The sequence below is a fragment of the Arthrobacter sp. NicSoilB11 genome, assembly GCF_019977375.1.
Classification (GTDB): Bacteria; Actinomycetota; Actinomycetes; order Actinomycetales; family Micrococcaceae; genus Arthrobacter.
This window is the reverse complement of record NZ_AP024657.1, coordinates 2,739,528-2,753,634: the sequence shown is the minus strand read 5'-3', so window position 1 is coordinate 2,753,634 and position 14,107 is coordinate 2,739,528. Positions and strand designations below refer to the sequence as shown.

Below are 14,107 nucleotides of genomic sequence, written 5' to 3'. Positions count from 1 at the left end.
TCCAGGCAGGATATCCCGCGTCCGCCGTCAGCACGCTGCAGAAGGAGCACCGATGAAACCGTTGATGGACGTTGCCGCCCTCCAGGCCAGGCTCGGCGCCGGGCGCCGGACGGTGCTGCTGGACGTGCGCTGGGTCCTGGGCGATCCGCACGGCCACGAACACTATCTCGCAGGGCACCTGCCGGGTGCCGTCTTCGTGGACCTGGCCTCCGAGCTGTCCGACCCGGCGGTTGCGGACCGGGGACGGCACCCCCTGCCCTCCGCCGGACAGTTCCAGGAGTCGGCCCGGCGCTGGGGCGTCAGGAAGGGCGACGTCGTGGTCGCCTACGATGACAGCGCGAACATGGCGGCCGCAAGGGTGTGGTGGATGCTCCGCGATGCCGGCCTCAATGAGGTGTACCTGCTCGACGGCGGCCTGGCCGCCTGGCGTGCCGCCGGCCTGCCCCTCGAACCGGGCCCGGTCCATCCCGCGCGCGGCGACGTGGAGCTGGGCAGCGGGCAGATGCCAGTGGTCGACGCCGGTGCTGCCGCAGCCTGGCCGAGGGATGGGCTGCTGTTCGATGCCAGGGCAGGGGAGAGGTACCGGGGCGAGGTCGAACCGGTTGATCCCCGTGCCGGACACATTCCTGGAGCGGTGAGCGCCCCCACCACGGGGAACGTGGACGACGCCGGGCGGTTCCTGCCGCGGGAAGAGCTGCGGCGGAGGTTTGAATCCCTTGGCGTGGTGGCAGGCCTCCCGGTGGCCGTCTATTGCGGGTCCGGCGTCACGGCCGCCCACGAGGTGGCTGCACTGGAACTCGCCGGGTTTCCGGCAGCCCTGTACCCAGGCTCCTTTTCGGAGTGGTCCAACCGGCCCGGGCTGCCGGTGGCCATGGGTCCGGAACCCGGGGGCGGCGGAACGGAGACCCGGGAGGGCGGAAGGCCGGCTGGAAACTCCGCAGGCGGCGGGGGTAGCGTCGCACTATGACACCAGGACGCCCGGTACCACCGCCCCTAGCAAAACCCATAGATCCAGCCCAACCCAACGACCCCTCCAACCCTCTGGAGCCCGTATCTGATGCTGCCCCCGCCGCTGAAGCCGGGTCGCTTGCCGGCGCCTGGGGTGCGGTCTCCCGGGAGAGCGGACTGGTGCCGCTGACCGTGGCCCGGCGCGCGCCCAAGCCGGACGACGTGGAGATCGCCATCGAGTTCTGCGGGCTCTGCCACTCCGACGTGCACGCAACCCGCGGAGAATGGGGCGGCCAGGCGTACCCCCTGGTTCCCGGCCACGAAATCGTGGGAACCGTCAGCAGGATCGGCGCGGACGTTACCGACTTCGCCATAGGCGACCGGGTGGGCGTGGGCTGCATGGTGGACTCCTGCCGCGAGTGCGACAGTTGCCTTGACGGCCTTGAGCAGTACTGCGAAAACGGGATGACCGGCACTTACGGTGCCAAGGACCGGCGGAACGGTGACGCAATCACCCAGGGCGGGTATTCCTCGTCCATCGTGGTGGACCGCCGGTACGTCCTGCGTGTCCCGGCGTCGCTGGACCCGGCCGCCGTCGCGCCCCTGCTGTGCGCCGGCGTCACCACGTTCTCCCCGTTGCGGCACTTCGACGTCGGGGAAGGGGACGTGGTGGGCGTCGTCGGGCTGGGCGGGCTCGGCCACATGGCCGTCAAGCTTGCAAAGGCGATGGGGGCGAAGGTGGTGGTATTCACCACGTCAGAGTCCAAGGTGGCGGCCGCGCTGGAGCTTGGCGCGGACGAGGTTGTCCTGTCCCGGGACGGGGAGGCGATGGCGGCCGCGGACCGCACGGTGGACCTCATCATCGATACCGTTGCCGCCCCGCACGACCTGAACCCCTTCTTCCGCACCCTGCGCGTGGACGGGGCATTGTTCCAGCTGGGACTGCCCTCCGAGGCGATGCCGCCGGTCAACCCGGGTGCTCTGATCCGGCGCCGGATCGCCTATGCAGGGTCCTTGATCGGCGGGATTGCCGAGACCCAGGAGATGCTGGATTTCTGCGCTGAACACGGCGTGGTGGCCGACATTGAGATGGTGACCGCTGCCCAGCTGAATGAAGCTTACGACCGGATGGTCGCAGGAGACGTTAAGTACCGGTTCGTGCTGGATACCGGCACGCTGCAGGCAGCCGCTGAGGAGACAGACGCATGAGCACACTGTTCACGAAGATCATCAAGGGTGAGATCCCCGGCCGGTTTGTGTGGCGGGAGGACGACGTTTCGGCGTTCCTGACCACCGGCCCGCTCGCGGACGGCCACACGCTGGTGGTTCCCACCGAAGAAGTGGACCGCTGGACGGACGCGTCGCCGGAAACACTGGCCAAGGTCATGGAAGTGGCACGGCGCATCGGTGCCGTCCAGGTGGACATTTTCGGGGCACGCCGGGCGGGCCTTATCGTGGCGGGCTACGAAATCAACCACCTGCACGTCCACGTGTGGCCATCGCAAAGCATGGCCGACTTCGACTTCGGATCGGCGGACCAGAACCCGGACCCCGCAGTCCTCGACGCCAACGCGGAGAAACTGCGCGACGGCCTCCGGGCCGCCGGGTACGGGGAGTTCGTGCCCGGCAGGTAGGACGCGGGGAAGGCTGGCAGGGAGATCAGTCCCGGCGCGGCGTCATCGCCACCATGCCCGCATAGGTGAAGCCGCCGCCGAAGCCGAAAAGCAGTGCGGGGACGTCCGCCGGGATCCTTCCGGAGTGCCACCATTTGCTCAGCCCCAGCGGCACGCTGGCAGCGGACGTGTTCCCGGACTCGGTGACGTCGGTGATGACAATCCGGTCCGACAGCCCCAGGGCCTCGGCCAGCGGTTCGATGATGCGGAGGTTGGCCTGGTGCGCGGCAAGGACCTGGATGTCGTCCATTGCCAGCCCCGCCCTGGCCACCGTCTCGCGGGCACGCTCCGGCGCTTTGGTCAGGGCCCACCGCAGCACCTCGCGGCCGTTCTGCGAAAACCTGCCCGACGGCGGGGAGATCCGGACAGCATCGGCCATGCCGCCCTCGGACCCCCACACCACCGGGCCAATGCGGGGCGTCTCCGACGGACGCACGACGGCGGCGCCGGCGCCGTCCGCGGTGAGCACCGCCGTCGCGCGGTCCGTCCAGTCGGTCACGGCTGAGAGGGTTTCCGCGCCAACGACGATCGCGTGGGAGGCGCTGCCGCTGCGGATGGCCTGGTCGGCCACGCCGAGGGCGTACTCAAAGCCCGAACAGGCCGTATTGACGTCCATGATGGCCGGTCCCCGGCCGTCCCGTCCCAGGCCCAGCGCCTCGGCCACCCGGCCCGCGGTGTTGGGGGAACGTTCGGCGGCCGTGGTGGTGGCCACCACCACGAGGTCGACGTCCGCGGCCGCGACGCCCGAATCGGCCAGGGCCATCCGTGCCGCCGGAACCGCGAGGTCCACCACTGTCTCGCCCTCGCCGGCGATGTGCCTTGTGACGATGCCGGTGCGCTGGCGGATCCACTCGTCGTTGGTGTCCATCATGCCCTCGAGCTCATGGTTGTCCATGATGCGCGCGGGCTGGGCGTGGCCGAGCCCTGCAATCTCTGTCCCTGCCGGGCCCTGGGCAAGCGTGAGCTTCATTGGATTCCTCTCCTTGGTGGCTGGCCGCCGCTAGGCGGGGGCCAGTGCTTTGTTGAGCACGGCGCGGATCCGCTTCTCAGACACTGAATACGCGGTGCCGAGCTCGACGGCGAACAGGCTTACCCGAAGTTCCTCGATCATCCAGCGCACCTGGGTTAACTCGCGTCCTGCCCGCCGTCCGGGCAGCAGCGCCGAGACGGCATCGTCGTAGTCGTCCTCAAGCCGCTGGACGACAGCCATGTTAAGGGCGTCGCGCTGGACGTTGCCGGGCAGCCGCTCCAGCCGCTTCTCGATGGCCGCCAGGTACCGGGGCATCTGGCTGAGCTGTGCGTAGCCCGTGCGTGCCACAAAACCGGGATACACCAGTTGTTCCAGTTGGCTCTTGACGTCGTTGAGCGCGCTGATCAGGGCCAGGCTGGTGGTGCCCTTGAGCTGCTTCTCGATCCGGCGGGTGCTGGCCAGGATGCGCTCCACCACGGTGGTGACCGTGAAGACGGTGTCGATCAGTTCGGCACGCACCAGCTCATACAGCTGGTCAAAGGCCTTCCGGTCCCAGGGAAGGTCTGCGGGCGTGAGCTTGTCGATGGCCGCCAGCGCGCAGTCCGCGATGAGGGCGGATACCGAGCCGTGCGGGTTCTGGCTGAAGGTCAGCTTTTCCGTGTTGCTCAGGTGCTCCAGGACGTAGCGGTCCGGCGCCGGAACCCGCAGGGCAAGCAGGCGGATCACGCCGCCGCGCATCGCGTCGAGCTGTTCCTCCTGCGTCTGGAAGACCCGCAGCGACACTGAGGTTCCCTGGTCCACCAGGGCCGGGTACCCGGTGACGGTGTGGCCTTTGACCATGCTGCTCACCTGGCGTTCGATGGTGCCGAAACTCCATTCCGTCAGGCCTTCCTGCTCCACGAACCCGGCCGCGGCGGAGGTTCCCGGCACCCCGGCAGCCTGCGGGCGTGCGGCTGCTCCGGCGTCGGACGCCTTGCCGTTCCTGCGCTGCTGGGCCTTGCCGCCGGCGCCGGGCGCAGTGGAGGCCGGCGTGGCGCCGAGCGAGTCTGCAATCGCACGCCGGGTGGCAGGAGCCAGCCTCTCCTGCAGTTCGGCCAGGTCCTTTCCTTCGCCCAGCACCTTGCCGCCGCTGTCCACCACCTTGAAACTCACGCGCAGGTGCGCAGGCACGGCGTCCCAGTTCCAGGAACCGGGTGGGATGATGGCGCCGCGGATCCGCCGCAGCGCGAGTTCCAGCGACGGCTCCAGCTCATCCCGGGCAGGATCGAAGTCCGCTTCGAGGACCGCCACCGCCTGCCGGGCAACATCGGGGGCAGGAACGAAGTTCTTGCGGACCTGCTTGGGCAGCGACTTGATCAACGCGGTCACCAGCTCCACGCGCTGGCCGGGGATCAGCCAGCGGAACGGGGCATCGTCCAGCTGGTTGAGGAACAGGACGGGAACTTCGGCCGTGACGCCGTCGGACGGGTTGGGCGGTGAACCAGGAGCCACGGGGTGGAACTCGTACGTCAGCGGAAGCTCGAAGCCCTTGTGCAACCAGGTCTTGGGGTAGGCCGATTCATCCAGGTCATCGGCGTCGTCACTGAGGAGCAGCGATTTGTCGTAGTCCAGGAGGTCCGGATTCTCCCGGCGGGCATCCTTCCACCATTTATCGAAGTGCCGTTCGGAAACCACGTCGGGGCCGATCCTGGCGTCATAGAACTCGAACAGCGTCTCGTCATCCACCAACAGGTCGCGGCGGCGCATGCGTGCCTCGAGTTCCTCCACCTCATGCAGGAGCGCCCGGTTGCGGTGGAAGAACTTGTGGTGGGTCTTCCAGTCACCCTCCACCAGGGCATGCCGGATGAACAGCTCCCGGGCCACGACCGGATCCACCCTGCCGTAGTTAATCCGCCGCTGGGCAATGATGGGAACACCATAAAGGGTGACCTTTTCGTAGGCCATGACCGCGCCCTGCCGCGTGGACCAGTGCGGTTCACTGTAGGTGCGCTTCACCAGGTCCGGTGCCACCTGCTCGGCCCACAGGGGATCGAATTTGGCCGCCACCCTGGCCCACAGGCGGCTGGTTTCCACCAGCTCCGCTGCCATGACGAACGTGGGGGACTTCTTGAACAGCGCGGAACCGGGGAAGATCGCGAACCGGCTGCCGCGGGCACCTGCATACTCGCGCTTGCGCTCATCCAGGATTCCGATGTGGCTCAGGAGCCCGGACAGCAGGCTGATGTGGATCCCGTCATGGTTGCCCACGGGATCGGCCAGGCGCTTGTTGTCCAGGGCGATCCCCAGCGGCCGCGCAAGCTGGCGCAACTGCGCGAAGAGGTCCTGCCACTCGCGAACCCGCAGGTAGTTGATGAATTCGGCCCGGCACAACCGGCGGAAGGCCGACGAGGACAGTTCCTGCTGTTTCTCCTGCAGGTAGTTCCAGAGGTTGAGGTAGCCGGTGAAGTCCGAGTTTTCGTCCCGGAAGCGGTTGTGCTTTTCCGCGGCCAGCTGCTGCTTGTCTGTGGGCCGTTCGCGGGGGTCCTGAATGGTCAGCGCGGCCGCCAGGACCATGACTTCGCGGACGCAGCCGCGTTTTCCGGCCTCCACGATCATTCGGCCCAGGCGGGGATCGACGGGCAGCTGGGCGAGTTTCTGTCCGACGGCGGTGAGGCCGCCGCCTGCCCCGGGCTTACCGCCGTTGTCTTGCGGGCGTGGGGGAGCCAGGGCGCCGAGCTCGCGAAGGAGGGTAACGCCATCGTTGATGGCCCGCGTTTCCGGCGGCTCGACAAAGGGGAACTCCTCAACGTCCTTGGGGCCCTTTGCCACGCCCATGGCGGTCATCTGGAGGATGACGGCGGCGAGGTTGGTGCGCAGGATCTCCGGATCCGTGAACCGGGGCCGGGACTCGTAGTCCTCCTCCGAGTAGAGCCGGATGGCGATGCCGTCAGACACCCGGCCGCAGCGGCCGGAGCGCTGGTTGGCCGATGCCTGCGAGACGCGTTCGATGGGCAGGCGCTGGACCTTGGTGCGGTGCGAATACCGGGAGATGCGGGCCGTGCCCGTGTCGATGACGTACTTGATGCCCGGCACCGTGAGCGACGTTTCCGCCACGTTGGTGGCAAGCACGATCCGGCGCTTGCTGCCGGGGTGGAACACCTTGTGCTGCTCCTGCAGGCTCAGGCGCGCGAACAGGGGAAGGATCTCGGTGTTGGACAGCCTTCGGTTGGACTGGATCCGGGCCTGGAGTGCGTCCGCGGCGTCGCGGATCTCCCGCTCGCCGGAGAAGAAGACCAGGATGTCACCGGGCGCCTCCGCCGCGAGCTCGTCCACCGCATCGCAGACGGCATCCAGGGGATCGCGGTCCTCCTCGAGTTCATCGTCCGAGGGGTCGTCGTCGTCGGCCTTGGGCTGGGACAGCGGCCGGTAGCGGATTTCCACCGGATAGGTCCGGCCGGAGACTTCGACGATGGGAGCGGGTTGTTCCGGGGTCCCGAAGTGGTGGGCGAACCGTTCCGGGTCGATGGTGGCCGAGGTGATGATCACCTTCAGGTCCGGCCGCTGCGGCAGGATCCGCTTGAGGTAGCCCAGGATGAAGTCGATGTTGAGGCTTCGTTCGTGTGCCTCGTCAATGATGATGGTGCTGTACCTGCGCAGCAGTCTGTCCCGCTGGATCTCGGCAAGCAGGATGCCGTCGGTCATCAGCTTGACCTTGGTTGCCTTGCTTACCTCACCGGTGAAACGGACCTGGAAGCCCACCTCCTGGCCGATGTCCACGCCAAGCTCTTCCGCAATGCGCTCGGCCACGGTCCGGGCTGCCAGCCGCCGGGGCTGCGTGTGGCCGATCAGTCCCTTCTCGCCCAGGCCAAGTTCCAGGCACATCTTGGGGATCTGGGTGGTCTTTCCGGAGCCGGTCTCGCCGGCGATGATGGTCACCTGGTTGGCCGCGATCGCGGCCATCAAGTCCTCGCGGCGCTCGGAAACCGGCAGCTCGGCGGGATAGGAGATATGAAAAGTCATGGCTGCAGACAGTCTACTGCGGGAGCCCCGGCTTCCCGTTTGTACTGCCGGCAGGTGTCCGGCGCCTTTGGTTCTGCCCTAGAAAACGCGGAGCGTGTAGTTGATGCTTGGGAGGTCCAGGGCGGACCAGGCTTCGTGGGATTCAGCAGGAGGCGTGTGCCCCCGGCCATCACGCAAAAGCGCTGAAATGGTTGCTGCGGCCACGAGGAGGATCAGGAGGATGAGGAGGCTTATGAGGATTTCCATGCCTCCATGCTTCTCCATCCTGCAACAGGGAAAAAGTGGCAGAAATGCCCAAAAAGACATAATTCCTGCCACAATGGAAGCATGCTCAAATCAGTGGCCGTCATCGTGGTTCCCAACTTCTCGATGTTCGAGTTCGGCACTGCCTGCGAGGTATTCGGCATCGACAGATCCGGCCGGGGGAGCGGCGTCCCGGCCTTCGACTTCCGCGTCTGCACGCCGGAGCCTGGCGACGTCCGGTTGAAGTCAGGCCTGACCCTCAACGTGGGCCTGGGACTTGAAGCCACCGAAGATGCGGACCTGGTCATCATGGCCCCCTACGGGAGGGGCGACGAGTTGCATGAATCCGTAGTCGAGGCGCTGAGGGCTGCTGATGCAAGGGGGGCATGGGTGATGTCCATCTGCTCGGGCGCTTTTGCCTTGGCCCGCGCCGGCTTGCTGGATGGGCGCCGCTGCACCACGCACTGGCACTACTCCGGCCAACTGGCCGCCGAAAATCCCGGCGTGCAGGTGGACGAAAACGTACTCTACGTGCAGGACGGCAACATCATTACGTCCGCAGGGACCGCCGCCGGGATCGATGCCTGCCTCCACCTTGTGCGGGTCGAACTCGGGGCCAAGGTGGCTGCCGCGATCGCCAGGGACATGGTGGTTCCTCCGCACCGCGACGGCGGCCAGGCGCAGTTCATTGACCGGCCAATGCCGGCCTGCGGCTCAGCTCCCATGGAGGAGCTGCTGCGCTGGATGGTGGAGAACCTGGACCGCGAGCACACGGTAAGCGAACTGGCGGCACGCGTGCACCTGTCGGCCAGGACGTTCGCCCGGCGCTTCCGGTCCGAGACCGGAGCGACGCCTGCCGCCTGGCTCAATTCACAGCGGGTGCTCCGGGCCCAGGAACTCCTTGAGTCCACGGACCTGAACATCGAAGAAATCGCCAGGGAGTCCGGCTTCGGGCACCCTGTCCTGCTGCGGCACCACTTCGCCAAGGTCCTGGACACCAGCCCGCAGTCATACCGCCGCGCTTTCCGCGGCCAACTGGCTGTGGCGGGGTAGCACCCTTTGCACCCTAGCCCGGGGCGGGCTCGTCGCGGCGTTCCTGGGCGCGGAGTTCCTCGGCCGCTTCCCGTGCGCTGTCCACAAGAATCCGCCAGGGTCCGGTGACGGCCTGCTCGGGAAGTGCTGCCCTGCGTTGCCCTGCCCGGATCGAGTAGATGAACCTGTCCGGTTGGGCTTCCGCAAATTGCTCGGCAGCTGCCCTTGGCGTCTTGGGTACCGAATCCCACGGGCAGGCCTCGACCAGGGGCTGCCATTGGCTGAGGTCGCTGTCCGATTGCGCATCGACCGTCCACACCCGCGTAACCGCAGCTATCCCGCCGCTCCGTTCCACCTTGATCTTCATGGCATGGCCCCTGGGCTTCCCTGTGGCCCGGCGGCCAGTGACGGTCAGCCGGGGTGGTTAAACCTTGACCTTCACAGTTTCCCACGCCCCCGTTACGGCGTCATGCTCTTTTGACCCCGAACCGAACAGGTCCGCGGCGGCCCGTGCCGTGGCGCGGGCAAAGACGGTGAAGGTTGCGGCCGGCGGCATCGAACCGCTGGTAAGGGTCTCGTACCAGATGCGGCCGGGCGCCTCCCAGGCATTGCCGCCGAGGGCGTTCGCCACCAGGTAGAACGCGCGGTTGGGGATGCCGGAGTTGATGTGGACACCGCCGTTGTCTGCGCTGGTCCGGACATACGAGTCCATGGAGTCGGGTTGCGGGTCCTTGCCCAGCACGTCGTCGTCGTACGCCGTTCCGGGCGCCTTCATGGACCGAAGGGCCTGCCCCTGGACCTTGGATGTAAAGAGGCCTTCACCGATCAGCCAGCTGGCCTGGGCGGCGGACTGGTTCTTGACGTACTGCTCAACGAGGGCGCCGAAGACATCTGACATCGACTCATTAAGGGCGCCCGCCTGGTTCCGGTACGCAAGCCCGGCCGAGTACTGGGTGACCCCGTGCGCCAGTTCGTGTCCAATAACGCTGAGGGACTTGGTGAACCGGTCAAAGACGTCGCCGTCGCCGTCACCGAACACCATCTGGGTGCCGTTCCAGAAAGCGTTGTCGTACAGGTTGCCGAAGTGCACCGTGGCATCGAGCTTCATGCCGCGTCCGTCAACCGAATCCCGGCCGAAGGCGTCGGCATACAGCCGGTGCGTGTGACCCAGGCCGTCGTAGGCTTCATCGGTGGCGGCGTCGCCGGTGGCGCGCCCGCCTTCTTCCCGGACCAGCCTGCCCGGGAGCGTTTCTTCGCCGCCGGCATCGTAGATGGTGCGGTCCACCGGGCCCGGCTTGACCTGGCGCAGCCCGGGCGGGAGGACCGGGACGGCCTGTGCACGTGCTGCCTGGAATGATTCGATGTGGCCAAGGGCCTTCCGGGCCGCGCTTGCCGCCGAAGAGAATCCCGGTGCGTCCTGTTGGGCCAGCCGGCGCAACAGGTAGGGCGGAACGATGGAACAGAACTGAACTTGCATGGCGTACTCCCTCAGCTAGGTGGTTTCAGCCTAAGAGGAGCCTCCGACAATTGACTGCAGGCGGCCGCCGCGAATTCGGTTGCCTTCCGGGTGCTGCAGCAGGCCCGGATGGGTACGGTAGGCGCATGGCTGACACCGAAAAGCGCAACAAGCCCGGCTCCACCCTCCTCACGGTCATCATCGCCTTCGTAGCCAATACGCTCGTGGCGGTGGCGAAGTCGGTGGCCGCAGTCCTTTCGGGCTCGGCCTCCATGGCAGCGGAGGCAGCCCACTCCTGGGCGGACACAGGAAACCAGGTGTTCCTGTTCTTCGCCGAGCGCCGTTCAGGCAGGCCCAGGGACAAGAGCCATCCCATGGGCTACGGCCGTGAAGCCTACGTGTGGTCCATGTTCGCCGCGTTCGGACTCTTTACCGCCGGCGCGGTGGTGTCCATCATGCATGGCATCCAGGAGATCATCGAGCCGGAGCCGGCCGCAGATTTCATGGTGGCCTATGTGGTCCTGGCGGTGTCTTTCGTCTTCGAAGGCATCTCCTTTGTCCAGGCTTTCCGGCAGACCAGGAAGGCGGCCCATGAGCTGGACCGGCACACGCTGGAGCAGGTGCTCATCAGCTCCGATCCCACCCTGCGCGCCGTCTTCGCCGAGGACGCTGCCGCGCTGATCGGCCTTGTCATAGCCTTCGTGGGCGTGTTCCTGCACCAGGTCACCGGATCGCCGTTGCCCGATGCAATCGGTTCGATCGCGGTCGGCGTGCTGCTGGCCGTCGTCGCCGTCGTCCTGATCGACCGCAACAGGCGCTTCCTGGTGGGCCAGGGCGTCACCCCCGACATTGAACGGTCCATGGCGCAACGGGTGCTGGCGCACCCCGAGATCGCGCGGCTCACGTACCTGCACCTGGAATTCGTCGGTCCCCGCAAGCTGTACCTGGTTGCGGCCGTGGACCTGCAGGGGGACCACCCCGAACATGAAGTGGCGGTGGTCCTGCGCCGGATCGAGCGTGAGCTGGAAGACCATGAAACTGTCGAGGAAGCCGTGCTGACCCTGGCCACGCTTGACGAGGTTGCCCTGCATTTCTGATCCTGCGGCTTCCGCAGCGCAGCAGGAAAGGCTGGAAAACGAAAGAACCCCCGCCGCTTCAGTGAAGCGGCGGGGGTTTTCTGTGCCCTCGATAGGATTCGAACCTACGACCTTCTGCTCCGGAGGCAGACGCTCTATCCCCTGAGCTACGAGGGCAATCCGTATTCCCTGCCGTTCCCGGCGGGACGTCCTAGAGCTTAGCAGGAAGGTGGCCCGCAAGGGAAAACCGACACCACGGCCAGGAATGGACAGGCAAAGAAGCGGTTTCAATAGCCGGCGAAGGAGTCCGTCCGGACCCGGCGGGCGCCGGCGCTCTTCGCCGCCCGGCGGAGCGATGCAACGCTTGCCGGGGACCCCGAAACATAGACGTCACGGGCGGCGATGTCCGGCACGAGCGCCGCAACGGCCCCTCCGTCCAGCCGGGCTCCCGGGCCGGTGTTTGCGGCAGCGGAGGCCAGGCCGGAGGGCGGCCGGGAACCGTCCGCCAACCGCACGAGCACCCGGATGCCGGCGTCCCGGAGTTCCTCCGCGTAGGCCACCTCCCCTGCGCTTTGGGCCAGGAGCAGGAGCACGGCGTCCCGCTCCCGCAGGCCTCCGGAGGACAGGTATGAAACGAAGGGCGTGATGCCGATTCCCGCCGCGATGAGCAACACCGGCCGGTGCGGATCGCGCGGCAGGATAAAGTCGCCGCCCACCGCCGTGGCTGCCACTTCGTCGCCCGGCCGCAGGGCCAGCAGCGCCTCCTTTGCCGCAGACAAGGGACCGGCCGTCCGCACGGCGAACTTCACCAGCCGCTCCCGCGGTGGGCTTGTCAGGCTGAACACCCGGCGTCGGCCCTTGCCGTCCGGCCTGGCGTGCGGCAGGTCCAGTTCCATGTACTGGCCCGGAAGGAAGCGCACCGGCCGGGCCGGTTTGAACGTGAACTCGGTGGTGGCGGGCGTCAGCTGCCGGGTGCCGGTGAACTGGAGCTTCACGGCCCCGCGCTGCCCTGCCAGGAAGGCCAGCAGGTTGCCTGCCAGCAGGGCTGCCTCGGGCGAGTTGGCGAACAGGCCCACGTTCCAGGGGACGGCGAAGAGCACTCCCACCACGGCGGCCAGCGCCAGCTGGTGCCTGCGGCGGGGCGGCAGGGTCAGGGGCTCGGTCAGCATGAATCCCACGAAGAACAGGACCGGCCGCTGCGCCAGGGCCTGGTAGATGCCCATGCCCGCCGTCATGCCCGATCGAAGCAGTTCAAGGGTGATGATGGCGGTGGCCACCAGCGTGAACATGGATGCCATCAGCACTTTGCGGGTCCGGTACAGGACCAGCAGCACGCCCGGCACCAGCAGCCACAGCATGGCAGGTGTGGCCGCCCACCACGTAGCGATATTCAGCCCGGTGAGGCCGGTGGCGAAGGCGCCGGCGGCGGCAGGATTGAAGATGTGCCGGCCGCGCCACGCCAAGGCATATTTGGAGGCGGAGGCCAGGACGCATGCCAGTGCCACCCCGGCCAGGTCCAGCGGCTGCAGGGACGGCCAGAACAGGAAATACAGCAGCAGCCCCGTGATGAGGGAGGACTCCGTGTGGGGGTTGACCCGGAAAAGCGCCGCCAGCGCCCGGTTGGAGGCGTAGGTCAAGCCCAGGCACAGCGCCAGGTGCGCGAGCATTTCCGGGATACCGAACGTCAGCCAGCCCAGGATGTTGAGCAGGATGCTGTAGGCGGCCAGGACCGCCAGGACTGTTAGGACAACCCGGTACATGGTGAACCTGCCCACGGCGGTCCCCATCCGGCCGGCCAGGGACGGCGCCGGGGCGTGCGGTGTTTCCACGGGACTCATGAGAACAGCATCCCTTCGAATTCGGCGGAGTAGGCGGCGCTGCCGTCGGAAAAGACGGTCAGCCACGAAAAATCAAAGCTTTCCTGGAGCGTGGCGCCGGGAACAAAGAACAGGGCCGTGGCGAGTGCGTCGGCCACCATGGCAGTCCCCGCCAAGGCCCAGGTGGCGACGGCGGTCCGCACCGGCTGCCCGGTGGTCCCGTCCAGGACGTGGTGGAGTCCGTCCCCCCAGGCGCGGCGGTTGGCAGCCGACGCACACAGGGCGCGACCGTCCAGGTAGATCGTCCCAATCGCCTGTGCAGGGTTGTAGGGGTGTTCAAGCGCCACGCTGACGGGTCCTGCCCCGCGGGCCAGCAGGTCGCCACTGGCGTCGATGACGAAGGCGCCGATGCCGGCGGCCGCCAGGTCCGCGGCCAGGAGGTCCACCAGCAGGCCCTTGCCTGCGGCGCCGATGTCCAGCAGCACGGGGGCGCTGGCCGTCAGGACGGTTCCGGACCACGTGAGCACCGATTCCCAGGCCGGCGCAGGCAGCGGCGGACCGGCCGGCCGGAGCGAATACGCTGCGTCATACCCCAGGCGCTCCAGGCTGCCGCCAATCAGCGGCGTCATGGCGCCGCCGGTCACCCGGTAGAGCAGGCTGTAAAGCTCGCCCAGCGGAGCAGCCTCGTCCGGAAAACTGATAACGCCCCGGCTCCCGTGCCAGGTCCGACACCAGCGAGTCGGCCCGGAAACGGGACCAGTCGGCGTCGAACTTCTCAACCGTGTTAAGCACGCGTGCGCGCAGGGACGCGGGTAACGGCAGGGGAGTGGTGATGTCCCAGCCGGTTCCGATCCCCTGGAACAGGAAGTCATCCCAGTCCGTGACGGACACCG

11 protein-coding genes, 1 tRNA gene and 1 pseudogene are annotated in these 14,107 nt (G+C 67.3%); 5 read left to right on the top strand and 8 right to left on the bottom strand.

The genetic code is table 11. The annotated features are described in order from the left end of the window. Positions 1-52 precede the first annotated feature (52 nt). The 3 genes from LDO14_RS12775 to LDO14_RS12765 are packed head-to-tail and all read left to right on the top strand — an operon-like array spanning position 53 to position 2,582. Entirely contained in the window at positions 53-967 is a 915-nt protein-coding gene (locus tag LDO14_RS12775) for a sulfurtransferase (RefSeq protein ID WP_134163836.1), read from the top strand. Continuing rightward, complete coding sequence (locus tag LDO14_RS12770) at positions 964-2,157, top strand: NAD(P)-dependent alcohol dehydrogenase (RefSeq protein ID WP_134163837.1); 1,194 nt, start codon at positions 964-966, stop codon at positions 2,155-2,157. The genes LDO14_RS12775 and LDO14_RS12770 overlap by 4 nt, the downstream gene beginning before the upstream one ends. Further along, the gene (locus LDO14_RS12765) at positions 2,154-2,582 is read left to right on the top strand and encodes an HIT family protein (protein WP_018768431.1); all 429 of its coding nucleotides are present in this window, start codon (positions 2,154-2,156) and stop codon (positions 2,580-2,582) included. The genes LDO14_RS12770 and LDO14_RS12765 overlap by 4 nt, the downstream gene beginning before the upstream one ends. 25 nt (positions 2,583-2,607) lie before the next feature. On the opposite strand, the gene LDO14_RS12760 is transcribed toward LDO14_RS12765, so the two are convergent. The 3 genes from LDO14_RS12760 to LDO14_RS12750 form a co-directional block, all read right to left on the bottom strand. Then, on the bottom strand, positions 2,608-3,591 hold the full coding sequence (locus tag LDO14_RS12760; protein WP_134163838.1) for a beta-ketoacyl-ACP synthase III: 984 nt from the start codon (positions 3,589-3,591) through the stop codon (positions 2,608-2,610). A 30-nt stretch (positions 3,592-3,621) separates the two neighbouring features. Then, positions 3,622-7,590, bottom strand: a complete 3,969-nt coding sequence (gene hrpA / locus LDO14_RS12755) for an ATP-dependent RNA helicase HrpA (protein ID WP_223992019.1) — start codon at positions 7,588-7,590, stop codon at positions 3,622-3,624. A gap of 78 nt (positions 7,591-7,668) precedes the next feature. After that, complete coding sequence (locus LDO14_RS12750) at positions 7,669-7,836, bottom strand: hypothetical protein (protein WP_166673023.1); 168 nt, start codon at positions 7,834-7,836, stop codon at positions 7,669-7,671. An 81-nt stretch (positions 7,837-7,917) separates the two neighbouring features. Between LDO14_RS12750 and LDO14_RS12745 the strand changes: the two genes are divergently transcribed. Further along, positions 7,918-8,886, top strand: coding sequence for a helix-turn-helix domain-containing protein (locus LDO14_RS12745; protein WP_018768427.1), 969 nt, complete (start codon positions 7,918-7,920; stop codon positions 8,884-8,886). 13 nt (positions 8,887-8,899) lie between these two features. Here the strand turns inward: LDO14_RS12745 and LDO14_RS12740 are convergent, their stop codons facing one another. Continuing rightward, positions 8,900-9,232 carry a protealysin inhibitor emfourin gene (locus LDO14_RS12740; protein ID WP_056388014.1) on the bottom strand — a complete coding sequence of 111 codons (333 nt, stop codon included), beginning with the start codon at positions 9,230-9,232 and terminating at the stop codon, positions 8,900-8,902. A gap of 57 nt (positions 9,233-9,289) precedes the next feature. Then, on the bottom strand, positions 9,290-10,342 hold the full coding sequence (locus tag LDO14_RS12735; RefSeq protein WP_134163840.1) for a M4 family metallopeptidase: 1,053 nt from the start codon (positions 10,340-10,342) through the stop codon (positions 9,290-9,292). 125 nt (positions 10,343-10,467) lie between these two features. On the opposite strand from LDO14_RS12735, the gene LDO14_RS12730 reads away from it, so the two are divergent. Next, positions 10,468-11,418, top strand: coding sequence for a cation transporter (locus tag LDO14_RS12730; protein ID WP_056388010.1), 951 nt, complete (start codon positions 10,468-10,470; stop codon positions 11,416-11,418). Between the two features lie 83 nt (positions 11,419-11,501). Here the strand turns inward: LDO14_RS12730 and LDO14_RS12725 are convergent. From LDO14_RS12725 to LDO14_RS12715, 3 genes and pseudogenes are all read right to left on the bottom strand, one after another. Next, positions 11,502-11,574: transfer RNA gene (locus tag LDO14_RS12725), tRNA-Arg, on the bottom strand. Positions 11,575-11,684: 110 nt separating this feature from the next. After that, complete coding sequence (locus tag LDO14_RS12720) at positions 11,685-13,235, bottom strand: FAD-dependent oxidoreductase (protein ID WP_223992012.1); 1,551 nt, start codon at positions 13,233-13,235, stop codon at positions 11,685-11,687. Then, positions 13,232-14,105, bottom strand: a pseudogene (locus LDO14_RS12715) (FAD:protein FMN transferase). Before LDO14_RS12715 ends, LDO14_RS12720 begins: the two are co-directional and overlap by 4 nt. Positions 14,106-14,107: the final 2 nt, after the last annotated feature.

What these genes read in the sequence shown, in the direction of transcription:
- LDO14_RS12775 (WP_134163836.1), top strand. Translation starts at nt 53, where the DNA reads ATGAAACCGTTGATGGACGTTGCCGCCCTCCAGGCCAGGCTCGGCGCC.
- LDO14_RS12770 (WP_134163837.1), top strand. Translation starts at nt 964, where the DNA reads ATGACACCAGGACGCCCGGTACCACCGCCCCTAGCAAAACCCATAGAT.
- LDO14_RS12765 (WP_018768431.1), top strand. Translation starts at nt 2,154, where the DNA reads ATGAGCACACTGTTCACGAAGATCATCAAGGGTGAGATCCCCGGCCGG.
- LDO14_RS12760 (WP_134163838.1), bottom strand. Translation starts at nt 3,591, where the DNA reads ATGAAGCTCACGCTTGCCCAGGGCCCGGCAGGGACAGAGATTGCAGGG.
- hrpA (WP_223992019.1), bottom strand. Translation starts at nt 7,590, where the DNA reads ATGACTTTTCATATCTCCTATCCCGCCGAGCTGCCGGTTTCCGAGCGC.
- LDO14_RS12750 (WP_166673023.1), bottom strand. Translation starts at nt 7,836, where the DNA reads ATGGAAATCCTCATAAGCCTCCTCATCCTCCTGATCCTCCTCGTGGCC.
- LDO14_RS12745 (WP_018768427.1), top strand. Translation starts at nt 7,918, where the DNA reads ATGCTCAAATCAGTGGCCGTCATCGTGGTTCCCAACTTCTCGATGTTC.
- LDO14_RS12740 (WP_056388014.1), bottom strand. Translation starts at nt 9,232, where the DNA reads ATGAAGATCAAGGTGGAACGGAGCGGCGGGATAGCTGCGGTTACGCGG.
- LDO14_RS12735 (WP_134163840.1), bottom strand. Translation starts at nt 10,342, where the DNA reads ATGCAAGTTCAGTTCTGTTCCATCGTTCCGCCCTACCTGTTGCGCCGG.
- LDO14_RS12730 (WP_056388010.1), top strand. Translation starts at nt 10,468, where the DNA reads ATGGCTGACACCGAAAAGCGCAACAAGCCCGGCTCCACCCTCCTCACG.
- LDO14_RS12720 (WP_223992012.1), bottom strand. Translation starts at nt 13,235, where the DNA reads ATGAGTCCCGTGGAAACACCGCACGCCCCGGCGCCGTCCCTGGCCGGC.